At 40.2% G+C, this 25124-nt stretch carries 33 protein-coding genes and 1 riboswitch; of the genes, 28 read left to right on the top strand and 5 right to left on the bottom strand.

What is annotated here, in order from left to right:
* Positions 1-9 precede the first annotated feature (9 nt).
* Positions 10-1326 carry a UDP-N-acetylglucosamine 1-carboxyvinyltransferase gene (gene murA, locus AC4E8A_RS22135; protein ID WP_490195959.1) on the top strand — a complete coding sequence of 439 codons (1317 nt, stop codon included), beginning with the start codon at positions 10-12 and terminating at the stop codon, positions 1324-1326.
* A gap of 219 nt (positions 1327-1545) precedes the next feature.
* Positions 1546-2562 (top strand): stage II sporulation protein D, encoded by a 1017-nt coding sequence (gene spoIID, locus AC4E8A_RS22130; RefSeq protein ID WP_490195958.1) that lies wholly within the window; start codon positions 1546-1548, stop codon positions 2560-2562.
* Positions 2563-2630: 68 nt separating this feature from the next.
* Here the strand turns inward: spoIID and AC4E8A_RS22125 are convergent, their stop codons facing one another.
* Positions 2631-3062, bottom strand: a complete 432-nt coding sequence (locus AC4E8A_RS22125) for a VanZ family protein (protein WP_490195956.1) — start codon at positions 3060-3062, stop codon at positions 2631-2633.
* A 195-nt stretch (positions 3063-3257) separates the two neighbouring features.
* On the opposite strand from AC4E8A_RS22125, the gene spoIIQ reads away from it, so the two are divergent.
* From spoIIQ to AC4E8A_RS22065, 12 genes are all read left to right on the top strand, one after another.
* Positions 3258-4163, top strand: a complete 906-nt coding sequence (gene spoIIQ / locus AC4E8A_RS22120; RefSeq protein WP_490195955.1) for a stage II sporulation protein SpoIIQ — start codon at positions 3258-3260, stop codon at positions 4161-4163.
* Positions 4164-4466: 303 nt separating this feature from the next.
* Complete coding sequence (locus AC4E8A_RS22115; protein WP_490195953.1) at positions 4467-4649, top strand: hypothetical protein; 183 nt, start codon at positions 4467-4469, stop codon at positions 4647-4649.
* 12 nt (positions 4650-4661) lie between these two features.
* Complete coding sequence (locus tag AC4E8A_RS22110; RefSeq protein WP_490195952.1) at positions 4662-4964, top strand: DUF4212 domain-containing protein; 303 nt, start codon at positions 4662-4664, stop codon at positions 4962-4964.
* A 539-nt stretch (positions 4965-5503) separates the two neighbouring features.
* Positions 5504-7171, top strand: coding sequence for a sodium:solute symporter family protein (locus AC4E8A_RS22105; protein WP_490195950.1), 1668 nt, complete (start codon positions 5504-5506; stop codon positions 7169-7171).
* Positions 7172-7780: 609 nt separating this feature from the next.
* A complete protein-coding gene (gene spoIIID, locus AC4E8A_RS22100) occupies positions 7781-8044 on the top strand; it encodes a sporulation transcriptional regulator SpoIIID (RefSeq protein WP_006838368.1) in 264 nt (87 codons plus the stop codon).
* 599 nt (positions 8045-8643) lie between these two features.
* The gene (locus tag AC4E8A_RS22095; protein WP_490195949.1) at positions 8644-9645 is read left to right on the top strand and encodes a rod shape-determining protein; all 1002 of its coding nucleotides are present in this window, start codon (positions 8644-8646) and stop codon (positions 9643-9645) included.
* A 99-nt stretch (positions 9646-9744) separates the two neighbouring features.
* Positions 9745-10587: a flagellar hook-basal body protein gene (locus tag AC4E8A_RS22090; protein WP_490195948.1), complete on the top strand. Its 843-nt coding sequence runs from the start codon at positions 9745-9747 to the stop codon at positions 10585-10587.
* Positions 10588-10603: 16 nt separating this feature from the next.
* A complete protein-coding gene (locus AC4E8A_RS22085; protein WP_490195947.1) occupies positions 10604-11440 on the top strand; it encodes a flagellar hook-basal body protein in 837 nt (278 codons plus the stop codon).
* 13 nt (positions 11441-11453) lie between these two features.
* Positions 11454-11738, top strand: coding sequence for a DNA-directed RNA polymerase subunit beta (locus AC4E8A_RS22080; RefSeq protein WP_490195945.1), 285 nt, complete (start codon positions 11454-11456; stop codon positions 11736-11738).
* Positions 11739-11922: 184 nt separating this feature from the next.
* Positions 11923-12357: a 3-hydroxyacyl-ACP dehydratase FabZ gene (gene fabZ / locus AC4E8A_RS22075; protein ID WP_490195944.1), complete on the top strand. Its 435-nt coding sequence runs from the start codon at positions 11923-11925 to the stop codon at positions 12355-12357.
* Positions 12358-12577: 220 nt separating this feature from the next.
* On the top strand, positions 12578-12904 hold the full coding sequence (locus tag AC4E8A_RS22070; RefSeq protein WP_490195943.1) for a hypothetical protein: 327 nt from the start codon (positions 12578-12580) through the stop codon (positions 12902-12904).
* 205 nt (positions 12905-13109) lie between these two features.
* Positions 13110-13493, top strand: coding sequence for a hypothetical protein (locus tag AC4E8A_RS22065; protein WP_490195942.1), 384 nt, complete (start codon positions 13110-13112; stop codon positions 13491-13493).
* A gap of 32 nt (positions 13494-13525) precedes the next feature.
* Here the strand turns inward: AC4E8A_RS22065 and AC4E8A_RS22060 are convergent, their stop codons facing one another.
* A complete protein-coding gene (locus tag AC4E8A_RS22060; RefSeq protein WP_490195941.1) occupies positions 13526-13846 on the bottom strand; it encodes a helix-turn-helix domain-containing protein in 321 nt (106 codons plus the stop codon).
* Positions 13847-14446: 600 nt separating this feature from the next.
* Positions 14447-14542, top strand: a riboswitch (cyclic di-GMP riboswitch).
* Between the two features lie 30 nt (positions 14543-14572).
* Between AC4E8A_RS22060 and AC4E8A_RS22055 the strand changes: the two genes are divergently transcribed.
* Entirely contained in the window at positions 14573-14704 is a 132-nt protein-coding gene (locus AC4E8A_RS22055) for an anti-repressor SinI family protein (protein WP_490195940.1), read from the top strand.
* 33 nt (positions 14705-14737) lie between these two features.
* On the opposite strand, the gene AC4E8A_RS22050 is transcribed toward AC4E8A_RS22055, so the two are convergent.
* Entirely contained in the window at positions 14738-15058 is a 321-nt protein-coding gene (locus AC4E8A_RS22050) for a helix-turn-helix domain-containing protein (protein WP_490195939.1), read from the bottom strand.
* 90 nt (positions 15059-15148) lie between these two features.
* Positions 15149-15589, bottom strand: coding sequence for a YwpF family protein (locus AC4E8A_RS22045; protein ID WP_490195938.1), 441 nt, complete (start codon positions 15587-15589; stop codon positions 15149-15151).
* Positions 15590-15800: 211 nt separating this feature from the next.
* Here AC4E8A_RS22045 and AC4E8A_RS22040 point away from each other — a divergent pair, with 211 nt between their 5' ends.
* Complete coding sequence (locus AC4E8A_RS22040; protein WP_490195937.1) at positions 15801-16001, top strand: hypothetical protein; 201 nt, start codon at positions 15801-15803, stop codon at positions 15999-16001.
* Between the two features lie 96 nt (positions 16002-16097).
* Here AC4E8A_RS22040 and AC4E8A_RS22035 read toward each other — a convergent pair whose 3' ends face one another.
* Positions 16098-16688, bottom strand: a complete 591-nt coding sequence (locus AC4E8A_RS22035; protein WP_490195936.1) for a class D sortase — start codon at positions 16686-16688, stop codon at positions 16098-16100.
* Positions 16689-16995: 307 nt separating this feature from the next.
* On the opposite strand from AC4E8A_RS22035, the gene AC4E8A_RS22030 reads away from it, so the two are divergent.
* The 12 genes from AC4E8A_RS22030 to AC4E8A_RS21975 all read left to right on the top strand — a co-directional run bounded on the left by AC4E8A_RS22030 (position 16996) and on the right by AC4E8A_RS21975 (position 25034).
* The gene (locus AC4E8A_RS22030; RefSeq protein WP_490195935.1) at positions 16996-17607 is read left to right on the top strand and encodes a TasA family protein; all 612 of its coding nucleotides are present in this window, start codon (positions 16996-16998) and stop codon (positions 17605-17607) included.
* 149 nt (positions 17608-17756) lie between these two features.
* A complete protein-coding gene (tapA, locus tag AC4E8A_RS22025; protein WP_490195934.1) occupies positions 17757-18590 on the top strand; it encodes an amyloid fiber anchoring/assembly protein TapA in 834 nt (277 codons plus the stop codon).
* 5 nt (positions 18591-18595) lie between these two features.
* Positions 18596-19174 carry a signal peptidase I SipW gene (gene sipW, locus AC4E8A_RS22020; RefSeq protein ID WP_490198961.1) on the top strand — a complete coding sequence of 193 codons (579 nt, stop codon included), beginning with the start codon at positions 18596-18598 and terminating at the stop codon, positions 19172-19174.
* A 33-nt stretch (positions 19175-19207) separates the two neighbouring features.
* Positions 19208-19831, top strand: coding sequence for an LPXTG cell wall anchor domain-containing protein (locus AC4E8A_RS22015; RefSeq protein WP_490195932.1), 624 nt, complete (start codon positions 19208-19210; stop codon positions 19829-19831).
* Positions 19832-19891: 60 nt separating this feature from the next.
* Entirely contained in the window at positions 19892-20539 is a 648-nt protein-coding gene (locus AC4E8A_RS22010) for a TVP38/TMEM64 family protein (protein ID WP_490195931.1), read from the top strand.
* A complete protein-coding gene (locus tag AC4E8A_RS22005; RefSeq protein ID WP_490195930.1) occupies positions 20536-20838 on the top strand; it encodes a DUF5658 family protein in 303 nt (100 codons plus the stop codon). The genes AC4E8A_RS22010 and AC4E8A_RS22005 overlap by 4 nt, the downstream gene beginning before the upstream one ends.
* A gap of 107 nt (positions 20839-20945) precedes the next feature.
* Complete coding sequence (locus AC4E8A_RS22000; protein ID WP_490195929.1) at positions 20946-21098, top strand: hypothetical protein; 153 nt, start codon at positions 20946-20948, stop codon at positions 21096-21098.
* Between the two features lie 536 nt (positions 21099-21634).
* Positions 21635-22324: an AbiTii domain-containing protein gene (locus AC4E8A_RS21995; RefSeq protein WP_490195928.1), complete on the top strand. Its 690-nt coding sequence runs from the start codon at positions 21635-21637 to the stop codon at positions 22322-22324.
* A gap of 438 nt (positions 22325-22762) precedes the next feature.
* Complete coding sequence (locus AC4E8A_RS21990) at positions 22763-22996, top strand: hypothetical protein (protein ID WP_490195927.1); 234 nt, start codon at positions 22763-22765, stop codon at positions 22994-22996.
* Entirely contained in the window at positions 22962-23411 is a 450-nt protein-coding gene (locus AC4E8A_RS21985; protein ID WP_490195925.1) for a GIY-YIG nuclease family protein, read from the top strand. The genes AC4E8A_RS21990 and AC4E8A_RS21985 overlap by 35 nt, the downstream gene beginning before the upstream one ends.
* A gap of 4 nt (positions 23412-23415) precedes the next feature.
* Positions 23416-24324: a peptide arginase family protein gene (locus tag AC4E8A_RS21980; RefSeq protein ID WP_490195924.1), complete on the top strand. Its 909-nt coding sequence runs from the start codon at positions 23416-23418 to the stop codon at positions 24322-24324.
* Positions 24325-24746: 422 nt separating this feature from the next.
* Complete coding sequence (locus AC4E8A_RS21975) at positions 24747-25034, top strand: AbrB/MazE/SpoVT family DNA-binding domain-containing protein (RefSeq protein ID WP_490195923.1); 288 nt, start codon at positions 24747-24749, stop codon at positions 25032-25034.
* The last annotated feature ends 90 nt before the right edge of the window (positions 25035-25124 follow it).

Genomic DNA, 25124 nt, shown 5'->3' with positions numbered 1-25124 from the left:
GGAATACTCTTGGAAAAAATCATCGTCCGCGGCGGCCAGAGACTTAACGGTACTGTAAAAGCAGAAGGTGCTAAGAATGCTGTTTTGCCTGTGATCGCTGCTACATTATTAGCTAGTGAAGGAAAGAGCGTCATTAAGGATGTACCAACTCTCTCCGATGTATATACTATCAATGAAGTATTACGTCATTTAAATACAGATGTCAGTTTTTCAAATAACGAAGTTACGGTTGACGCATCAAGAGAGTTATTTGTAGAGGCTCCATTTGAATATGTACGCAAAATGCGTGCGTCAGTTCTTGTTATGGGATCATTGCTTGGAAGAACAGGCCGTGCCCGTGTTGCCTTGCCGGGAGGCTGTGCGATTGGTTCAAGACCTATCGACCAGCACCTTAAAGGCTTTGAAGCCATGGGAGCAAAGGTGAAAGTCGGCAACGGTTTCATTGAAGCAGAAGTTGACGGCAGATTAAAAGGTGCGAAAGTGTATCTTGACTTCCCTAGTGTGGGGGCAACAGAAAACATCATGATGGCTGCTGTTTTGGCAGAAGGTACCACTGTGCTGGAAAACGTGGCAAAAGAGCCTGAGATTGTAGACCTTGCCAACTTTCTGAATAAAATGGGAGCAAACGTCAAAGGTGCAGGTACAGGCACAATCCGCATTGAGGGTGTAGAGCGCCTGTATGGGGTTGAACATAATATCATTCCGGATCGTATCGAAGCAGGAACATTCATGGTGGCTGCGGCAATCACTCAAGGTGATGTCCTTGTGAAAGGTGCCATAACAGAGCACATGTCTTCTCTTGTAGCGAAGATGGAAGAAATGGGTGTTACCATCATTGAGGAAGCAGATGGATTGAGAGTCATCGGCCCTGAAAAATTGAAGCCGGTCGATATCAAGACAATGCCTCATCCAGGTTTTCCAACGGATATGCAAGCTCAGATGATGGCATTGCTGCTTCATGCTGAAGGAACCAGTGTCATTTCTGAAACAGTATTCGAAAACCGCTTCATGCACGTCGAAGAATTCCGCCGTATGAATGCAGACATCAAAATTGAAGGGCGCTCCGTGATCATCAGCGGACCTGTTTCTCTTCAAGGCGCAGAAGTCGGTGCGACCGATCTGCGTGCAGCAGCAGCCCTAACAATCGCAGGACTTGTTGCAGACGGATATACACGTGTAACGGAACTCCAGCACTTGGATCGCGGCTATGTTGACTTCCACAAGAAGTTGGAAGCCCTGGGAGCAGACATCGAACGCGTAAAAGAAGTTGAAGAAGAGTTAGACGTAACAACAAACCAACAAATCATTTCTGATCTGAATGCATAAATGAAAGAAGCTCTGTAGCCACAGAGCTTTTTTTTTATGCCCATACTTTAGCCCTTTAAAGCAACGGGGGACTGTCCCCCGTTGCTTTAAAGTACTAAAGTCCATCCCAGCAATTTTTCTCCAAACCTAGTTATAATTGCTTGTCCATGACCATACATATGAAGTGAGGTGAAGAAGGCGTGGTTCTTCGCTTTAATCATTTATATGGAGGCATCGAACATGAAGCAGTTCAAACCAGTAATCATCACAGTAGCAATCCTACTCGCCATCACATTTCTCGTCCCCACACTTGTTGTCCTTCCGTTCTCAGGAGATAGAGCAAGCAGTGAATTGGATGAAAAAACAACCAAAAAGCCCGATAGCGCTGCACTTCTGGAAGACTCCGTAGAGGTGGCCGTATTCAGGGCCGGCAAAGAAATCATCGAAAAGCTTCCGTTAGAGGAATATGTTATTGGAGTCGTAGCAGGTGAGATGCCAGCAGACTTTGAAATAGAGGCGCTGAAAGCACAGGCGCTGACAGCCAGGACGTTCATTGTCAATCAAATGCTGAACAAAGGTGACGGCCTTCCTGAAGGTGCAGATGTCACAGATACAGTGACTCACCAGGTGTTCAAAAACAATGGGGAACTCCAGCAGCAATGGGGTGCTGACTACGATTGGAAGATTGAAAAAATAACAAAAGCGGTGCTTGAAACCAAAGGGAAAATCCTCACATACGAAGGCAATCCGATATCGGCACAGTTCTTCTCGACAAGCAATGGGTTTACCGAGAATTCAGAAGCCTATTGGGCCAACGAAGTTCCTTATTTAAAAAGTGTGGAAAGTCCATGGGATGAAGAATCACCGAAGTTCAATGCGCAAAAAGTCATCCCGGTGGCTGAATTCCAAGAAAAACTGGGCATCACACTGGAAGGGGACGGATCGGTCGGGACTATCACGGACAGGACGCCGGGCCAGCGTGTCGGAAATGTCGTCATCAGCGGCAAGGAGTTCACCGGCAGGGAAATCAGGGAGAAGCTTGACCTAAGATCTTCAGATTTCACCTGGTACCGAAAAGGGGATCATATCGTCATCACGACCAAGGGCTTCGGCCATGGAGTGGGCATGAGCCAATACGGGGCCAACGGAATGGCGAAGGAAGGCAAGACATACGAGGAAATTGTCACCCACTACTATAAAGATGTGAAAGTCACTGCTTCGGATAATATCCTTCAAAAATTCACAGCTAAAAAGTAACTAACAAAAAAGGAGCTGCCTCCGTGAGCAGCTCCTTTTCCTTATTACCTTCATACCATGAACGTCTCTTAACTCAACTTCGCCCTCAACCATTCCATGCCTCTTGAAATCGGATGAGCCTTATTCCTGAAGTAGGTCCGGTTTACAATCAATAGGCACACCGCTACCCCCAACAGATCTTTTGCGGCATCTATCAGAGTCGCAGAGCGGTAGGGAACGAACGATTGATGGATCTCATCCGTCAATCCATAAAAGCCTGCCAGCATCGCTGCAATGAAGCTCGCCATATACGTCAGCCTGTTCTGAACCAGCATGGCAAGCACAAATAAAACATAAAGAATAGCAAACTCTATCAAGTGAAGGGATTCCTTGAAAATCCGGTCAAACCGATCATGCTCCATTTTAATGATCATATCATCCGGATTGCCTGACATATACCAAATCAACGCCATATATAAAAACGGAGCTGCGGTCAGCCCCCATTTACTGAATGTCCTCATGAAGCAGTCCTTCCTTATAGATATTCTTCTAGTTATTTTACCATTAACCCAGTTTTCTTCCATAGGAAATCAGAAAATGTGATAAAACATACATATTTAGATTGGTTTTGTCGAATCATAAGAAATTAAAATTTTTTTCACGAAGATGTATATATTTTTTTCAAAGTGTTCAGAATGATTGCTGAGGTGATGAAAATGAGAGAGGAAGAAAAGAAACAACCTTCTCAGAAATTCTTTAAAAAACGTTGGGCATACCCAGCAATCTATTTGGCAAGTGCAGCAATCATTATTACAGCAATCCTATGGTACCAAGCAGCTGGAAATGATGTTGCAGAAGATCAAGAACTAGGTTATGAAGAGGATGTTCAAACGGGCAATGGGTTTGATGATCCAGCAGTCGAAGTCAACCGGACAATGGAAAATTTCGTAATGCCAGTAGCCGATGAAAATGAAGTAGTCATCAAAAAAGGATTCTACGATGTCAATGCTTCAGAAGAAGAGCAAGAAGCTGCATTGGTTGTCTATGACAATCAGTATCATCCAAACCAGGGGATCGATATCTCACTTGGCGGAAAAGATTTTGAAGTATTAGCTGCAATGAGCGGTACCGTAACAAAGGTCCAGGAAGATTCACTTCTTGGCAACATGATTGAAGTGGAGCATGACAAAGGGATCGTCACTCGTTACCAATCAGTTCAAGACTTCGCGGTTGAAGTTGGCGATGCTGTAAAGCAGGGACAAAAACTTGCTAAAGCAGGCCAAAGCTTATTTAATGAAGAAGCAGGAGTTCATGTACACTTTGAAATCCGCAAAGACAATGTCGCTGTTAATCCACAAGAATATGTAAATAAATCTTTAGCTACACTTCAAGAAGTATCGCTTGATCAGAAGCCGGCAACTGATGATGCACAGGCAGAAGGCCAGGAAGAAACAGATGTCCCGGATGCTGCTGATAGTCAAAGTGAAGATGGTGCAGCTGAGGAAAGCACTCAAAACGAAGACGAATCAGATTCCGCTGAGGAAAATGGAACTGAGAACTCTGACACTGAAGAGGATGCTGACCAAGGTACTGACGAAGAAGATAGTTCAGAAAACGAATAATCCAAAACGAAGGGTTGTCCATATTGGACAGCCCTTTTTCATTGAAAAAATTTCCGGGGAAATTCGACGCTTAAAATACTTTTACAGAAAAACAATTTGTCTTCCTTGAGTATGCAGATATTCTTCTTAACTTTGATTTAAAAATATACAAGAAAAATAATGCGTACCCATGAAGTGAACATGCTCAATTCTTGTCTACAAGAATTCCTTGACTGAATTCCTTTAAGTGTTAATAATAACTCTATGAATAAATATTCTGAAAATTAAATATTATTTATTGTGTAAGCTGAAGGAGGGAAAAGATTGCTCTTATATTTAAGTTTTATCGTCATCACGGGGGTCTGCCTAGTGCTCGCCCTTAAAAAGAGAAAGGTTTCATTACTGGCTATTCCGTTCATATCTCTGTTCGGATATGGATTAGTCCAGGTGATTCTCGTCCCTTTGCCATTCATTGATACGGTTAAGTTTATTTTCAGTTTGTCATAAAGGAGGATTTCAATGAAAAAAATTGAGAAGGCCAAAGCGGATCAATACTTTAAAGAGAAGAACCGGTATATTGTTCTCTACTTAGTTGTCTGGTTTCTTTCATCCTTCGGCGTTGTGTTGTTTGCGGAAGGCCTGAGTGATGTGATGATCAATGGATATCCATTGCATTACTTTATGGGTGCCCAGGGAGCAGTCATCATTTTTATCATACTACTGTTCGTCAATGCGAAGGTCAGTGATTCGATTGATAGAAAATACGGCATTGATGAAAGCAAGAATGAGAGCCTGAGTTATGGAAAGACACTGGATCATTAATTCGGCAAAACAAGATGTCAACCAGTGGATAAGGTTTTTAAGCTTCGCGAGGGATTTATAAGGATGGAGCAGAAGGGGTGCAATCCTGCAGGACAAGCGGGACTCTCCTAGTTTAACAGCCAACGACCAGCCTTGCTATCGAACTACAGTTTTCTTCCTTGCGAGAAGCCAACATCGAATCGCCTCTGCTCTTCATGATACCTTTATCTACTGCGGAAGCTGTCCAGTTCGTATGCCGCTGACTGGGGCCTTTCCACTTTTTCGAGATAGTTCATAATCAATTCACTTCGTCCAATAGGATTCCTTTATCTCATACAGGAGCCCTCCGATCCCTTAAACGGTCGCTTCCCCATTTGGCAGGTTGACCAAAGCTGGAACGTAAACCCGTAGTGCAGATCAGGGAGGCTCAATGCCCGCCCGCGGAAACATATACCTGAAGCGGAATCAAAGGAATCAGTAATAAACCTGAAGAGTAATTTTAGAAACATAAATTGTAAACGCTCTACCCATAACTTGAAGGAAAGATAAGGGGGACTAAAATGGATTTGCAGTTTATTGTGTCAACAGCCATTATTTTAGCTACTTTTGCTCTTTATATTGGTATTGCGGTTTATAACAAGGCGAAGGTGACCTCAGATTTCTATGTTGCCGGCCGTGGAGTTCCGCCGATTTTTAACGGGATGGCCATTGGCGCCGACTGGATGAGTGCCGCTTCTTTCATTGGGATGGCAGGAACGGTCATGATACTTGGATATGACGGACTTGCCTATATTATGGGATGGACGGGTGGATATCTACTGTTGACATTCCTGCTGGCTCCCCAGCTAAGGAAGTATGGACGCTATACGGTACCCGAATTCATCGGGGACCGCTATAACAGCCATACGGCACGAGTCATTGCGGCCCTCTGTACCATTATCATCTCGTTTACGTATTCGATCGGTCAGTTATCAGGTTCAGGGGTCGTTATTGGACGATTGTTTGAGATTGATGCCAAGGTCGGGACGATGATTGGTGTAGTCCTGATTGCTTTCTATGCTGCTTTCGGTGGTATGAAGGGGATTACCTGGACACAGGTTGCCCAATATATCATTCTGATCATTGCCTATTTGATACCGGTCATTTTCATGAGTCTGCAGCTGACGAACAACCCGCTTCCATGGATTTCCTATGGAGAGCTTATCGGTAAAATGGGTGAGCTGGACCGTGAGCTCGGAATATCGGAGTATTTTGCTCCATTTACAAACGGGACCAAGTGGCAGTTCATGGCTCTCATGTTTACATTGATGGCCGGTACAGCGGGGCTTCCGCATGTCATCGTCCGTTTTTATACCGTATCAACCATGAAAGCAGCCCGCTGGTCAGGAGCATGGGCTTTGCTGTTCATCGGCCTTCTGTATCTTTCTGCACCGGCTTATGCTGCATTCTCCCGTTTTATTCTGATGACAAAGGTTGCGGGGCAGAGAATCAGTGAACTCCCTGCCTGGACAACATCCTGGGTCGACACGGGCAAACTCCAGATTGCGGACGGCAACGGAGACGGCATCCTTCAATGGACAGAGCTGGTGATTTCAAATGATATCGTCGTTATGGCGACACCTGAGATTGCCAATCTGGGTGTATTCGTTATCGGTCTTGTAGCTGCAGGTGCGATGGCTGCCGCCTTATCCACTGCCGGCGGGTTGATGATGGCGATTTCTTCCTCCTTCGCCCACGATATTTATTACAGGGTTTTCAGGCCGAATTCCACAGACAAGAACAGGCTTGCAGTTGCCCGCTGGACCATTGTCATAGCGACTGTCCTTGCCGGCTTGGTTGCATTGAATCCTCCGGGGGTCATTACACAAATCGTCGCCTGGGCTTTCGCGCTTGCCTCAGGCACATTCTTCCCCGCACTCGTGCTTGGTGTATGGTGGAAGCGTTCCAATGCCGCTGGGGTCATCTCAGGTCTGCTTGTAGGGCTTGGAGTCACTCTGACATACATTTTCCTGGCAAGAGAAGGCATTACCCTGTTCGGCATCATTGACACTGGAGCAGGTGTATTCGGTGCTGTTGCCGGATTCCTGACAAACATCATCGTCTCGCTGTTCACTAAAGCACCATCACAAAAAATCCAGGAAGAAGTGATCGACCTCCGTTATCCTGAACAAATGTCGTTCAAAGATGGAGAAGTCTGGATCAATGACGATGTAACCATCAATAAATAGCTGTAATTGGAGAAAGGCTTCACTCTTTCATCCCTAATAGGATGGAGAGAGGGCAGCCTTTTTGCTCATTGAAATAGGGAGGAGGAAAAAGCCATTTATCTTTCGACACATTTCTTGGGAAATAATGAGATGCCCGTTTACCTTTATGAGAGGCACGGATCATTAATAAATTCGATGGATTTCAGTGACAGGCACAGAACTAGGTTCCAGCCCCTGCAGTGCAATCAATGGCCCCTCTTCTGATCGGGGGTTGCTTTTAGTAGATAGAGGGGCGTAAGTTGATATCATTATCAAAACCATCATCAATTGAAAATTCAGAAAATATAGACCATAACCTTGTCCTTATTCACTTTTTCTTGCATATATCTTGACCATGCTTAATAAAATGATACAAACCTGACAAAAAAGAGAGTGTTTGAGGTGCAGAGTCGTTATTTTAGTTAGGGAAAGTGCCATCGTCATGTTCATATGCAGTATTTTGGAAAGCTGATAAGCTGTAAATAAGGCTTTCTGCCGCAAATAAAGAGCAATGCGGTTATCCAGCAGGATCTTAAGCGAAAACGAGTCTCATTTCACACTTCTCCATCCAATTTAGGGAGGTAGAGTGGTGTGCACGATTACATCAAAGAGAGAACAGTAAAGATTGGGAAATATATCGTGGAGACAAAGAAAACCGTTCGTGTGATAGCGAAGGAGTTTGGCGTATCGAAAAGTACCGTTCATAAAGACCTGACAGAAAGATTGCCTGAAATCAATCCTGAACTCGCCAACGAAGTAAAAGATATCCTCGATTATCATAAATCAATCCGCCATCTCCGCGGTGGGGAAGCAACAAAGAAAAAGTACAAAAAAGATGAATTGGAAATTAATTAAAAAGCACCAGGTATCAAGATGGATATGATACCTGGTGCTTTTATTTATGTTCCTGTTGATTCCGCTTCAGATGCGCTGCTCAGCGGGACGTGCGCTGCCGCGTGGCACGGTATGCCTTATCGTATGAAGCGAGATTGAAGTTCAATAGCCGTTGGGCCCTGGAGCTTGATTTCAGAGGCCGCACCTGTCCAGGTAATCCCCCAGGAGATCACTCTTTGTGTGGACAGATGAAATGACAATCGTCTCTTTTACACCAAAAAATGAAAGGGACAGTGGCGGCAAATTTGAATGGTATTCACGTACCGATTAAAACACAAAATATACTAACTAACAAACAATCTAAAAAAAGCTGGATACATATCAATGGTCCTGAAAAACATTAATGAAATGTTGTATCAATTCTTTTGCACCAATATATTTTTCTTGACAAAAATTAGACATTTAGTACCTACTTTCGACATATTTATGGTAAAATAATAAATTAGGTGAAGTTTTTTCTATTCCCTATTTTTTATTAAACTAAACAACCAACGATTGACTTTGATAATAAATTCTATTGATATGAAAACGCGTTGAAATTGAGAAGGGAGAACAAGAAAATGTTAGCGAAAGATATTGGAATTGACCTGGGTACGGCTAATGTACTGATCCATGTAAAAGGAAAAGGAATCGTTCTGAATGAGCCATCCGTTGTGGCGATTGACCGCACGAACAATAAAGTCCTTGCTGTCGGTGAAGAAGCAAGGCGTATGGTCGGGCGTACACCTGGAAACATTGCTGCAATGCGCCCGTTGAAGGATGGAGTCATTGCAGATTTTGATGTTACAGAGTCCATGTTGAAGCATTTCATCAACAAGTTGAATGTGAAAGGTTTGCTATCCAAACCGCGTATTCTTATCTGCTGTCCTACTAACATTACAAGCGTAGAGCAAAAGGCAATCAGGGAAGCGGCTGAAAAGAGCGGCGGTAAAAAGATTTACCTTGAAGAGGAGCCAAAAGTTGCAGCAATCGGTGCCGGAATGGACATCTTCCAGCCTTATGGGAACATGGTCGTGGACATCGGGGGAGGAACAACGGATGTAGCCGTTCTTTCCATGGGTGACATCGTGACCGCTTCTTCCATCAAAATGGCTGGTGATAAGTTTGATGCAGAAATCCTTAGCTATATTAAAAAAGAGTATAAGCTATTGATCGGTGAACGCACAGCTGAAGATATCAAAATCAACATTGGAACGGTATTCCCTGGCTCACGCGATGAGTCAATGGAGATCCGCGGACGCGATATGGTGTCCGGACTTCCTAGGACGATCACTGTTAAATCGGCTGAAATCGAAGGGGCCCTTCGTGAATCCGTAGCCGTTATTGTACAAGCTGCAAAAAATGTCCTGGAGAGAACACCGCCGGAACTTTCTGCGGATATCATCGATAGAGGGGTCATCCTGACTGGCGGAGGAGCTCTTTTACATGGAATCGACCAGCTGCTAGCTGAAGAACTGAAAGTGCCTGTCCTTGTGGCAGAAAATCCAATGGACTGTGTAGCAATCGGCACAGGCATCATGCTGGAAAACATCGATAGAATCAGCAGAAGAAAAATCGGCTGATTCCAATAACAACCAATTGAAAGAAACACATAACAATCCGAAAAATGTTCCGATATAATAAGTGGTAGATAAACTGTACGGAAAAAGAGGTGCCCGAAAATGCTGCGCGGATTTTATACTGTTGCTTCCGGAATGCTGTCTCAGCAACGGAAAACAGAAATGCTGTCAAACAACCTGTCCAATGCCAATACTCCCGGATATAAAGCGGATCAGTCTTCCATGAAGGCGTTCCCGGAGATGCTGCTGTCTTTACAAGGGCTGCAGCAAAACATACCCACACAAAATGGTCTTAAATTGCCTATGTCCCAACAGGTAGGCGCGTTGAATACAGGTGTGTACATGCAGGAAACGATTCCGGCATTTTTACAGGGTGATCTTCAAGAGACTGAAAGATTGACGGACGTTGCCCTGGTGGACGGAAATATTCCAGTCGATCCAGAAACCGGTCTGAGCGGAGGGGTGCTTTTCACTCTCCAGGGTGGTGACGGAACCCCTCGCTACACCAGAAATGGTAACTTCAATGTGGATGGACAAGGCTTTTTAACATCTGCAAGCGGTTTATATGTTTTGGATCAGAACGGCGATCGTATCCAACTGCCTTCGGACAATTTTAAAATTACCGAAGAAGGCAGGGTACTGGTTGATGAGATTGAATCCGCAAGACTCGGAATAGGGTTTGCGGTCAATCCAAACAGACTGACAAAAGAAGGGGACGGGCTTTTCAGAACAGAAAATAACGAGCCCCTTCCTGATGCCTATGACAGTGAGGCAACATTCGGCATGCAGCAGGGGTTTATCGAGCGATCAAATGTCGATACCGCCAAAACGATGACCGATATGATGACCTCCTACAGATCCTTTGAAGCGAATCAAAAAGTCTTACAGGCTTATGACCGAAGCATGGAAAAAGCAGTGAATGAAATTGGCCGTGTCAATGGCTAGGAGAGGGGACTGAACCGTGAACAGAACGATGATCAGCGCAACCAATACACTGAATCAGCTGCAAAAACAAATGGATACAATCGGACATAACCTCGCCAATAGCGACACAAACGGCTATAAACGCAGAGAAGCCATGTTTTCGGAATTGCTTTTCCAGCAGGTCAACAATCAAAGGGCCGACAAAGATATCAATGGCCGATTGACGCCTGCAGGGATACGCCAGGGTTCAGGGGCTAAGCTGTCACAGTCGGAACTCAATCTTGCTCAAGGTTCGTTAAAGGCAACCGGTAGAAACCTCGATTTTGCCCTGACTGCCCGAAACCAATTTTTTAAAGTATTGGTTCAAGGGGAAGACGGAGCGGAAGTCCGGTTCACTAGAGATGGTGCCTTCTATGCCAATCCGATGGGCAACGGTGAAATGATGCTTGTGAATGGCCAAGGGCATGCTGTACTTGACGAAAATGATGATTTTATCACATTCACTGAAGCAGGAATGAACAGTCAAGATATTGGTCTTGGTGCAAATGGACAGTTGACTATCGGTGGGATGCCTTTTAACCTAGGGATAGTATCGATAGAAAAACCGCAATTCATGGAGCAAGCCGGCCAGAATCTTTTGGGATTGCCTCAAGATCTGCAAGGACTTGGTGTAAATCAAAATGAAATAATGACCAACATGAACGGTGCCTTACGAAACAATATCAGCCTCGCTCAAAGCACATTGGAAGGATCCAATGTCGACATAGGAAAAGAAATGACGGACATGCTGAATGTCCAGAGGGCTTATCAATTCCAAAGCAGGTCCATCTCGATGGCAGATCAGATGATGGGACTTGTCAATGGAATCCGTTAAAGGAGTTATGACAATGACTGAAAATGAAATTCTGCAAGAAGAAGGCAAAACAAGGGAAGACATCAAAGCTGAAAAAAAGAATAAGAAAAACAAAGCGGAAGAAACACCTGGGAAATGGGTAAGGATCCGCTTTCTTCCGATCTGGCTGCGAATCATCCTTTTTGTCGTGCTCCTTGCCGGATGTCTCATTGGAGGGGCCATGTTCGGGTATGGGGTCATCGGAGACGGAAAACCGATGGATGTATTAGAAAAATCCACATGGCAGCATATCATTGATATCGTCATGAAAGAAAATTAATCAAACCCTGCCTTCTTATGGAAGGCAGGGTTTTTAACGCTTTAAAGCAGCCGGGGACAGTCCCCGGCTGCTTTAAAGCGCTAAAGGAAATAGGGCAGCTGATCCAAAATTCCTTTTTATCCGAGAGGAATTCAGGTAGAATGGATAGAAGATAAGGTACATAAAGGATTAAGGAGGCATTTTGATGCTCGATATTACGCAAATCAAAGAAATCATCCCTCACCGTTATCCATTTCTTTTAGTGGACAAGATCATTGAAGTCGAAGAAGGAAAGAGTGCGGTGGGAATCAAGAATGTAACCGCAAACGAAGAATTCTTCAACGGCCATTTTCCTGGTTACCCGGTAATGCCCGGAGTCCTGATTGTAGAAGCGCTGGCTCAAGTGGGGGCAGTGGCAATGCTGAAGAAAGAAGAAAACCGCGGACGGTTGGCTTTCTTCACAGGAATTGATAACTGCCGGTTCAAGCGTCAGGTTAAACCAGGGGACGTGCTCCGCTTGGAAGTTGAAATGGTACGCTTCCGCGGCGCCATCGGCAAAGGAAAAGCGATTGCAACAGTGGACGGAGAAGTAGCCTGCGAAACAGAAATGATGTTTGCGTTAGGAGATAAACAAGAATAGAGTAAACAAGAAAGTCCAGCTGCCGAAGCAGCTGGACTTCTTTAATGCTTTAAAGCGATAGGGGACTGTCCCCCACTGCTTTAAAGTGATAAAGAATCTCTCTTTTCATTAACGAAAAATAGTTGATTTGGATGCAAGTTTCCAAAATTATGGGGCATGCTATCAAAAGACCGCAGAGATAGGTCTCAAAAATTCTTTGTATTGAAAGGAGTCATACACAATGAATAAAAAGCTTTTAGCCATCCTTGGTGGAACAGCACTCTCCGCAATGCTTCTTGCAGGTTGTAACGGCGATCAGGAGCCGCCTCCGGAAGATAACGAAGCTCCTGTTGAGGAAGAAGTTCCTAATGATCAGAATGGGGACATGAATGAAAACGGAGATATGAACGATAACGGCGACATGGATATGGATACTAATGACGGCGAAGGAAATATCTCTGAAGATAACAACGGGGATATTGACGATAACCAAAACGGCGAAAATGGCGAATCTCCAGCTGGCGAGCTTGAAGAAGATATGAAAGACGACGAAAAAAATAATCAGTAATAGCTCCTTCTAAAGGACCGGGATATCCGGTTCTTTTTTCTTGATAGTACCACTGGTTTAAGAGAAGAGATATTAAATAGTTGAAATTATCTTCTCAGCTAATTTACCATTATTTTGAACAACAGTATCTCCGACAAAAATGATTTATTATGGTATAGTAAGACAAAGACAGCAAGCAATATATAATAGGAGGTAATTTAGCTGCATGATGAATAATTTTCCACAGGGAATGAAAATCAGCATTTCCCGTTCAATTTCTACTGCTTTTGAAACATACATGGAAAATATCGAATGGAACGAAGAAAAGTTCGATTTGAATGCGTTTGTTAAAATTTGGAAAGATTACATAACGAATACTGCTTCTTGGTACAAACAGTTGTCTATTGAGCAAAAGAATAATCCACAGTTACATGAAGATCTTGCAAAGAAGATAAATGAAATTATAGAAAAGATTTTCTCTGAACAGCCAACGGGTGACCAGGTTAAGGAAATAGAGTCACTTCAAAAAGAGTTGAACACCAACTATGAATATACCTGTAAAGCGGAAGCAAGGTATGTTCTAGCTATTCTTAAAACCAAGATCAACTGAAGAACTTGAAACAAGATGTTTCAAGTTCTTTATTATTCTGCTTTTCTTTTTAACCCCATTAAGGTTGTAAAATGTATGAATTCATCCTTGGTCAAACCCTGACTTATTGCCCCTTTCACCAACTGAATCCACTCATCCGTAATTGATACATCATCTGCCTCCTCCAAAATAATCGTATCTAGAGATACACCAAGAGCATTAGCTACTTTTTCTAAAACATTAATTGATGGATTTTTTTGTAATCCCCTCTCAATAGAACTGATATAAGACTTTGAAATCTCTGCTTTTTGACCTAATTCATTAATAGTGAGCCCCTTTTTCTCTCTAATAAACTTGATTCTCTCACCAACCATAGTCTGAACCCCTTCTCCAAATCGTTTATTATTCATTATAAAGAACATTTGATTTTTATGGAAATTAGCATTTTTAAGAAACAGTTAGCATACAATAGTAAACTAACGAAAATTGTTCTTTATTAAGAACTTTTGAATAGTTTTAGCATTTTAGAGAAGTGAGGATATTCTTGTATAGTAAGTAAAAAGGACTATAGCGAACGAAAGAGGTGTAATTATGTTTAAGAAAAACTGCCAGCGTTGCAGCCGCCCCTCATACAGTTCTACAGAAACAGGGCAGTGGATTTGCCCATCATGCGGAAAGGACCTCACTGCATCTCCTTTCTTTCATGCATCCAGCTTCATTCAAATTAACCAGAAGATTGTCCCATTAGAGGAAAAGCTGAAGGCATATCGCAAGACTTTTCCACTAAGAAACATGCTTATTCGACACAAAAACACTATCTGAAGAGTATAATTAACAGAATATTACTACAAAAGAGAAGTAAATGTAAAAATTTATAGGAAAAAAGGTAGAAAAGGCAGCAGGATTTTACAAAATATAGGTTTTGATAAATAGTATAATGGATATAGTTAAGGAACTGGTTAGCCAATGAGATAGTCAGACAAAGGCAAACTCATTGAAAAATGAGGACGCAAAGCCACAGATCTAAGGGAAGAGATTGGGTGTTTTACTATGATGGCTGGGCTGCCTGAAATACTGAGTGTATTTTAGGAGGAGAGAAAGTGGTTGAAAAAGAACTGGATCTAGAATGGATTACCTTGATTAAAGAAGCAATGGCAGTAGGGGTCACCAAAGATGAAATCCTAGAATACCTACATACAAATAGAGAAGAAAGAAAAGTACTTATAAAATAATCAAAGCGATTCCCGTCATAAGGGAATCGCTTTTTACTTTTGGTTTAGTTTCCATTTATTAAATTCAATGAACTCCCGAAACTGTTCTTTGCTGATGCCGGACTCCATGGCTTGTTCTACAATGCTTACCCAGTCCGAATCAATATGCTTATCTTCAATCGTATCATATAGTAAAGAATCAACAGGTACATTCAACGCACCAGAGATCTTTTCCAGGAACTGCACCGACGGATTCTTTTGCAGGTTTCTTTCAATTGAACTCAAGTAAGACTTGGCAACCCCAGCCTTATCCGCAAGTTCAGTCATGGACATTTTTCTCTCTTGTCTAAGCTTCTTCACTCGTTCCCCGATCATTACCGTTCACATCCTGTACGTATAATCATCCTCATAATAGTGACATTATACCACAAAAAAACGTGAGCTTTGTCACATTTCGTCTAAAAGTTACTTTGACGCCTTCGAAGTAGCAGCCAGTCTAGGCTTGGAACGCATTTTATCCCTGAATTCCTGTACAAGCCCTGCTCCTTCAAACCCTTTCTCTACTAAATCATCAAGCAGAAGTTCAGCATATTCATTGCGCATCTTCTTCAACTTTCCTTCAAAAAGAACGCTCAGATGGAAATCCATCGTTTTGATGCAGCTGATTCTCGTCATAAAGGCAGCGGGATCATTTTCAGGAAGGGAAATCACAACCTGTACCTCAATATCATTTTCGCTCTGCTGGGCATCCCGGAAGAAATCATAATAATCCTTCTTCATGCAGCCCTCAATCAGCCAGCTCCCTTTCCCATCTTCTTTATTGATAATCAAACCGTCCACAATTTCAATGTCTTTCAGCTCATCGTTTTCAACAACTTGAAGAGTGATTACTTTAAAGGTTTTCATGAACGATCCTCCATCTCATAGTTTGTACAAATTATAACATATAAGAAGATTCGAAACATAATGCGTTACTTCCAAATATAATCACGAAAATAATTGTATTGTCCAAGTTGTAGATGATGATTTCCGCTACAGGGACACGACTCCGCGGGGCGGGCGTTGACTAAAAAGCGCAAGCGGCCGTTCAGCGACTTACAGATTGGAGGTCTCACGCATGAGATTAAGGAATCACGATGAACATGGCGAATCGATGATGACTTATCGCAAGGAGGGTGATCGAAATCTGCTAGTCGCTGGCCGCTGGAGCTGGATTGGCCTGCTCGGCTGCGCCTGCGGGGTCTCATCTGTCCCGCTAGTCCCGCAGGAGGTCGAGCCCCTTCCGCTCCAATCAACTAGGTTATTTTTAATAAGATAGACGGATGAAGATCGCGAAGTCGGTTTCTACTGTAGGTGACCATATACCCTTATGTTTTGTTTCATTCCTTTATAAATTCATATGAAAATCGGCCAATCAGTCAATTCGTTTGGCATTAATGATATAACGTTCCACAGTACTTGATAAATATTCAAAAGGATAGCAGGTGGAAAGGGTCAATATTTCATCCGGTGATGTGGGCTGGACAACAGACATGTCGTCTTCTTTTACAACGAACATTTCATATATCTCGTATGTAAAAGTTCCATTGCTCATTTCAACCTTTAATTGGTCTCCTTTTTGAAGATCGCCCATTTTTTTAAAAACCGTATCACGATGACCGGCAAGGAAGATACGGTCCTGCTGGTTCGGCAGCTTGGTTGAAGAATAATGTCCGACCCCTTTTTCCAGCTCGTCTTCATCTGTTCCTTCTATAATCGGGAGTTCTCTATTTAGGGCCGGGATTTGGAGGATGCCGACTACATCTCCTTTTTCGAAGGAATAGGTAGTGGATGACTCATGTTCTTTATTGGATGCCTTTTTTGGTTTAACTTGAGCTTTGGCTTCCTGCAGGGCTTTGTCCTGGTGCTGTTTTTGTGTAAAAATCTGGTAGCCGGCATAGCCGGTTAAACTTATTCCGATAACTAGTAAAGCAATACTAAGGTATTTGATCAGGTTATTGAACATGGAAATGCTCCTTTAGTAAATATCTTACTTTTATTTTTACATAAAAGTGGTTAATTTGGAATTTGTATTTTTGATAGCTGGTTTGTTCTTAATAGTAAACAATAAGTTCATTATAATTTACTAAATAGTGAGAAAATGAGAGGTATTTCCAGAAAATACATGTTTTATGTTCGTTTTAGCGAAAAAACGGCGGATTTTCCGGTTTTGCAAACTGGTAAATATGTCATATACTCACATTGTAAGTTCGTTAGAGAGAACAAAAAGTCGCTGAAACGAACGAAAACAAAACACTAGGAGGAATTATAAAATGGGTATTAAGCAAAAATTAGGTTTGGGAGTAGCATCAGCAGCACTAGGTTTGTCATTAGTTGGTGGAGGTACATATGCGTACTTTAATGATGTTGAAGTGAATAACAGTACATTTGCTGCTGGAACTTTGGATATCAATGTAAAAGGTAATGATAAAGATAACGCTATTATTGATGTTTCCAACCTAAAACCTGGAGATACAATGGAAAGAAAGTTCAAACTAAATAACACAGGATCTTTAAATGTATCAAAAGTTCTTTTGACTACGAAATATTCCGTGACAGATGCAAAGGGAGATAACGAGGGTGCTGATCTTGGTGACCACATCAAAGTTATTTTCCTGAAAAATAACGATAAGCTTGGTACTGAAATAATTAAACAAACAACACTTTCAAAACTGAAACAGTATGATACCGTCGACACAGATTACGACCTATTGGCATGGCTTGGATATGGGGAAGAGGATGGTTTGAGAGCAGGGACCTCGGATGACCTTACTGTGAAGTTTGAATTTGTTGATAATAAACAAGATCAAAATGTATTTCAAGGTGACTCCTTAAAATTAGAATGGACATTCGATGCTAAGCAAACAGCTGGAGAAAGAAGATAAATTCAGCTTCTTAATAGGGAGGGTAAGCATCATGCTTACCTTTCCTCTAATTTATTTTATGTCGTGTAGATTGAATGAATTTTAATTAGACGAGATAAAATAAATGTTCATTTTCTATCATATATTGATGGAAATGGGGAGGGCTTTTATTGAGGTACTTAAGAATAAAAAAATATGCAAAGCGAAACCAGAAGCTAATATTATGGGGGAAAGTTTTGCTGACTTGCTACATATTAATTTTTACCCTATCATACTTGAACTCCAACACCACCGCTTATTTCAGCGACTCTAATGCAGATAACTTTATAATCCAAGCCGGGACTTGGTTTGATAAAAGTGATCTTAGGTTTGTAAAAAATAATACAGAAAATTTAAAAGTATGTCCTCCAACAGATATTAGTGCAGAAATAAAGAATCTTGGCTTTACGATGACTGGGCCTGCAAAATATGAAGTGTATTACATGGAAGAGGGTAACCCGAAAACCAAAGGCCGAAAAATTGGGGATGGAGAAATTGAGCCAATCAAGGAAAAGGAAACTATTACGCTCTCTTTTCCTACAGAGTTAGAGGGCTCCTTCATGTTTAGAGTCTATCAGAGGGATGGATATGAAGGGAAGAATGAAGTCATCTGGAGCCACAAAATCATGGTGAAGTGTCATGATAAAAATGAAAACGATAAGAAGGAACCTAAAGAGAAACAGAAAGTTGAAACAGAAAGCAAGGATGGAAGTCAAGGACAGCCAGCCAAAGATCCAGCAGCCGATAAAAACGAAGAGGAAGTAACAGAAGAGAAACCTGAAGTACCTGTCAAAGAAGAACCTCAGCAGCCAAAAGAAGAAGAGAAACAGCCTGAAGAACCGGAGACACCTCCAGAGCCAGAACAACCTCAGGCTCCTGTTGAAGAAACGAAACCTAAAGCAACGGAGACTCCAACAGTTCCGGAACCCGATAAAAAAGATGAAAAGAAAACAGAGGAAGGTTGATCGTGATGAATGGTAGAAAGCTTATGAAATGGGGCAGCAATATAGTAACTACAATATTGTTTCTTGTCTTGATCTTTATGGTGTTTGTCGTAGTTTCCTCGAAGGCATCGGGAGGAGAACCACAAGTATTCGGTTACCAATTAAAAACGGTCCTTTCCGGCTCAATGGAACCTGGTATCAAGACAGGATCGATCATTGCTGTTAAACCTGGGGGAGATATGACCCGCTTTGAAAAAGGGGACGTCATAACCTTCCAGCAGGAAAAAGATATGCTGGTGACCCATAGAGTGACAGAAGTGATCAAAAGCGGAGACAATATCATGTATAAGACAAAAGGGGACAACAATAATACTGAAGACATGAACCCTGTCCTCTCCGAAAATGTTGTAGCTGAATACAGCGGTGTGACTATCCCGTATCTTGGCTACTTTATGAATTTTACTAATTCAAAGAACGGTGCGTTTCTTTTACTGGTCCCTGGACTCCTGTTACTTGTCTATTCGGGTTTCACGATTTGGAAAGCCATATCTGAAATAGATATCAAAACGAAAAAGAATGACACCATTGAAAATAATGCATCCTGAAGAATGTCCAAATGGATAAGGACGTGAGAAGTGATGAATAAAAAGAAAAGATGGATTGTTATTTTCAGCCTGCTGACATTAATTTATTTTTCAGCTGTGAATCTGGCATTGGCTGCACCTAATAATACGATTCCTGAAGTAGATATTGCCACAACGCCCACAAAGGTACTTTTTGATGTAAGCAACATGAAACCAGGTGATTGGGCAGATCGAACAATCAAGATCAGCAACAAAGGGAAACAAGGCTTTAAGTATACGATGTCAGCCGATTTAAAATCAGGTTCTAAAAAACTTTATAATGAACTGATGATAAAAGTTTCTGATTCTAAAAATGAGCTTTTTTATGGTAAGGTCTCTGATTTCAAAGGTTTGGATCCTAGGGAACTTGCTAACTCTGCTGAAGAAGATCTGAATTTTACTGTAGAGTTTCCTGCGCATTTGGGCAATGATTTTCAAGGCCTGGAAACAGAGGTGGAATTCAAATTTTATGTAGCGGGTACACTTGGTGGATTACTCCCTGTTGATGGTCCTAAGCTGCCGGAAACAGGCACCAATACCTTTCTGCTGCTGTCTATAGGAGCGATATTGTCTGCAGCTGGATTCCTAATGATTCTTTTTCGCAGGCTTATGAGAAAGAGAGTAGAATTTACAAGATGATGAATTACCCTTCATAGGTAATTCATTTTTTCTTTATCCCCAATAGGAGTGATCGATCTGATGAAGCAATCCTTCACTATTATAATTTCAGTGATCATTATTGTAATCGGAATGAATCAAAAAGAGCTGATGATCGACTTGGTACACCAGGGAGGAACCTTAGCCATAATAATAAGCATTTTATTCGTTGGTGTTCTCGTATTTTTTCCAATCATTCCTTATCCGGTGCTTGCTGGAATAATAGGGTCAGTGGCAGGAGTAATGAATGGCACGTTCATTTCGTTGACGGGCATCTTCCTGGGGACCTCTTTCATGTTTTATCTATCAAGATATGGATTCCAGGATTGGTCACAAAACTTGTTGAATAAGTACCCGAAAGCAAAAGAGTATGAACACTATTTTGAGAAGAATGCCTTCTTGGGAATCCTGTTTGTTCGTCTTTTGCCGGTTATTCCTTCACCAATTGTAAATATCCTTTCTGGTATGAGCAAAGTGAACTTTCTTGTTTTTTCATCCGCCACCTTAACAGGAAAACTTCCAGCTGTTATCACGTTCACACTTGCTGGCAGTATGTTTGCAGGGAGTAGGTTGTTATCCATTTCAATATACGGGGCATACTTTCTAATAATCGTAACCGGAGCTTCCGTTTACTTTTATAAAAAGAAATCTTCCACTATTCTTCCTACCAACAAGCAGGTGAATCCATGAAAATGGTCCTTCATATATTAGCAGCACTCAATTTGATTGATGCGCTTGTTACATGGTTCGGAATCAAGAATGATTTAATTAAAGAAGCTAATCCCCTCATGAATTCTATTTATTCTGCTCATCCAGCATGGTTCCTCTCTGTAAAAATATTGTTATCCCTTTTCCTTTATGCACTTATCATTCATGGAGAAATCCCGAGGAAAAAATGGTTTACTTCTGTAGCTTATACAGCTGTGGCGATTTATTCATTAACTTTCTTGTTACATGGAGTTTGGATATTCCAATTGTTTTTAAATTAGGGGGGGCAAAAAGTAAATTTCTTTACTTTCATGTTATCGGTATATTTGTTTATAAAAAATCCTATTTTCATCTATGTGAAAATAGGATTTTTAAGCTGTTTGGGAGGTTGAAAGAGGAACTTTCCCCATTTTACAAAGGAGGATCCTCCATTTATCCTATACTTACCAACGAAAGAAAAGAGGTGAGAAAACATGATAAATCAGGTCACGTTGGTAGGCAGGCTGACGAAGGATCCGAAGATGCTGTGAGGTATAATTAATACTGACACAAAATATCTTTAATATTGACATAGAATTATAACTTCATATGTCAAAAAAGGTCTTTTCTTCAAGAGTGTATTTTGCATCTTGAAGGCTTTTTTATTTGTTTTCAAAATTATTTCCAGCAATAACGAATTATGACAATTGTTAGTAAAGTATAGAAATAATTTTATAATTACCTTTGTCATATATCGCCGATGGAGTTAATTACACATAAGTTGTTTGTGTCCATATTTAAAATACACAAAGAAAAGTTGAATAGATATGATGAACCTTGTGTGATCAAAAACAACATAATTTGTCTTCTCACATGGATTATTAAAAGGGTTACTGTTATAACGTTAAAGAAAATTTACAGTGGAAAATGTAGAGACGCTTTTATAAGGAATCTGAATCGACTGGGGTGGCCCACTGTGTATATAAAAGGAATGAAACCTTAGCAATGAGGAAGGTATTAAAATTCTCCTCACTTGAAAAAAATAACATTTGATTGTTGTATAATAGAGGTAAGATATTTTTGCAAAGGGTTGATTAAATGGCCAGAAGTCAGTTACTAAAGGATTTAGTTGGAGGAAAAGAAAGTATTGAAAACATTCTTCTAAGGTTGAAAGTAATTCTATCTGACCTAGAAAATAAAACTATTATTAATTGGATAGAAGGAGAGTTGCAGGGATATGAAAAAGAGGATGTACCCAACTATAGAATTAAAAAAGGAGAACTTACGGGAACTTATATAATAAACTACCAGTATAAGTACACTAATTCTCCTGTTCCTGTAGAGCATATTTTGGAAGAAGATAGAATTAATCAACTAAGAACCATAACCATAACTGATAGTATAGCAGCACTGCAAAATGTTATAAATGATGAAAACAAAGAATGTTATGGTAAAATCATACCTACTACACTTTGTCATTATATATCTACAGCAGAGATTCAAATCATTGGAATGAGGACAATTATTGCCTCTAATCACCTTGATGGAATAGTTTCCAAAGTCAAATCTAAGCTGGTTGAAATTGTAATGGAGTTAGAAAAACGATTTGATGATTTGGATGAAATGGACATAAAATCACAAGTAGAAGGCGACCAATCCAAAAAAGAACAAGTCGTCTTAAATATTGAGCAAATTATTTATGACGGTTCGATAAATGTTGGGGATAAAAATAAATTTAGTAAATCCAAATTCGGACATATTTTTGGGGCGAAGAAGATTGAAAATTAGTATTGGAAATAAAAATAAAATTAAAAATTCAACAATAGGTCATCAGTTTAAATCTGGTGAATATATGAAACATAAAAACCGATTTACAGATAGACATCCTATTTTAGTTTCATTTGTGGTTTCGACTGTAGCTGGTTTTATTTTTCTATTTTCATATTGGGATAGTTTAATTAAATGGCTTGAAAGTTTTTTTTAGTCAGTTTATTAGGGAGAGCCATTTTGGTTCTCTTTTTTTAAACTATTATTAGTTGAATATATTTGAGGTAAATAGTAATTCTGTTTTCTATTAACGTCTCAGGAAAAGTTATGAATGGTGGTTTGCAATTGATTGTATAGTTAATAGCCCTAAAATAAATATTCTAATCAGGATGTTTTAAGAAATGGATCATCGTAAAGCTAGCAAAGGTATATAACTGCCCCTATATGTAAGAGATTAAATTGGGCTATGGTGGTAAGAAAATAAAACATATAAACCTATTGAATCAAAAGAAAACAAAAGTAATGGTTAATCAACGAGCGGGACAACAAATCGGTCGCTTGTATTCTCCTATCAATTTTTTGTATCGTGCAAGTCGTCTATACAAGAAAGCTGAAATAACATTGAAAGGGATAAAAGAGAAAAAAGGAGTGAGCCAAAATGGGAATGAAAACGACGAGAAAAAAATTCACTGAATGGGAAGTAAAGTATTTAAATCAGTCATTATCGTTTGATGATGTGTGGGAATTAGGGAAAGAAAAATATAGACTCAATATCCAAGATTTAATAGGTATATATGTATTTCAAAACATCAAAACTAATCGATATTATGTAGGTAGCTCACATCATATTTTTGGAAGGTTAAAATCCCATGCTTCCTTGATGAAATCAGGAAAACATAGTTATCCAGAAATAAATGAAGATTTTAAGAAATATGGGAAAGATAGCTTTGAATTTCATATAATAACCTACTGTAATAACTCACAATTACAGAGATTTGAAAAAAGTTGGCTCGAAACTTATAGTGAAAAAGAAAAGCTATATAATCAAGCTGAAATTGCTAATTGGGATTCGGCTAAGGGGAGATGGGGTAGAAATAGATGGAGGTAGTGAAATGCATCAACCTATTCAAGGTAAGGATATTTATATTTTTGAAGAACATCATCACGTACTAAAGGCATGGAGCCACTATAGACGGAAAGTCGATGAAGCACCTATCCTTCTTACAATTGATCATCATACAGATTGTCGAGAAGCATTTTTATATCATTGCTCTAACCAGTTTCCCAGACAAAATGAGGAAGCATATAAACAACAAGCCCTATGTAGGCGGGACAAGACAGAGGATATAAACTTTACTGATACCCAGTCTGTACATAAAGCAATTAAAGACCTTAAACATGACGAACATATTGATGCTGCAATAAAAGCCAATATCATATCAAAGGCATTTGTAATTAATTATCAAGAGCCAAACGATATCCCTAGCTCTTATGAAGACATTTATAAAATTATGGAAAATAACCCATATTTAAATTTATTAGCTAGAATGCATGGAGATGATTACTCCGAGTATAGAGATAAGGAGGGATATGAAGAACCTGAAAAAGAAGGAATATATATTGTGGGTGCTAAATGCTGGGTAGAAAACGAAAATGAATTACATGATAGCCACACTGAATCTTGCAGAAGACCTCATTATGATCAAGCATTAGAATCAATTTACCTTTCTGAAAAGTTAAAAACAATTAATAAAATGGTCCCAGGTACTGTGAATAGAAATTCAATTAGTCAGGATTATATTTTGGATATAGACCTTGATTATTTTCACACTTTTGATGCTGTTAATCCAAAAGATACCGAAGTGTTTTATGGGCTAATAAGAGAGGCGAAAATTATTACGATTGCTACAGAACCTGAATGCGTTGATATGCTCAAGTATGAGGGTGAAGAAATCGAAAGTGATTTTCTTTTAGAGCGATTATTATCTCATATTAACAACGCATTAGATGATACAGTTTAGCCTCCTAATGGAATGAATAAAATAAAGTTTATGTAGTTTTTATAAAAATCCTTATGCATGCTTTGCAATAGGATATTTCTCAATTTAATAGAGAATCAACTTTAAAATATGACAGAGGTTGCAAAGCGATGTAAAGTAACAGGGCTTTAATTGAAGAAAAAATGGGAATAGCCAATTCGGATATTCCCCTTTTTTAATACCTTGAAATAAACAATATTATTTAACAAACAAATTCCAAAAATATAAAAAAACTTAGATAAAGGGACTATTGTTCTTGCAGAAGTACCTATGAAACAAGGTTATATACATAAGAGTATGTTAGGGATTCAAATTTATAGAAAAAAGGGTTCACTGGATAAAGTGTATTAAATTTCAAAAATTTACCTTAAAATGAAGGTATCAAGTAAAAAGGAGATGTGGAAATGAAATCAACAGGTATAGTAAGAAAGGTTGATGTACTGGGTAGGATTGTAATTCCTATGGAATTACGTCGTACGTTAGGGATTTCTATAAAAGATCAAATGGAAATATTTGTTGAAGATGAAAGGATAATCTTGAAGAAGTACAACCCTAAAAAGATATGTGATGTGAGTGGTAAAATATCCAATAGTAACATTGAGTTTGCTGGAGGTAAATTGATTTTAAGTCATGAGGGAGCAAAGCAACTTATTAAAGAAGTTGAAAGGTCTTTCGTGCTTGTTAGAGATTGAAAAAAAGGAGATTGTTTATTAACGGGTTCCGTTACCTATCGCAAAACTTTAATTTGCAGTATAAAATGCACACTAATTCGCACCGCAATA

The sequence above is a fragment of the Bacillus sp. SRL337 genome (genome assembly GCF_984799155.1).
The sequence above is the reverse complement of the archived record's forward strand: the minus strand, read 5'-3'. Positions and strand labels throughout refer to the sequence as shown.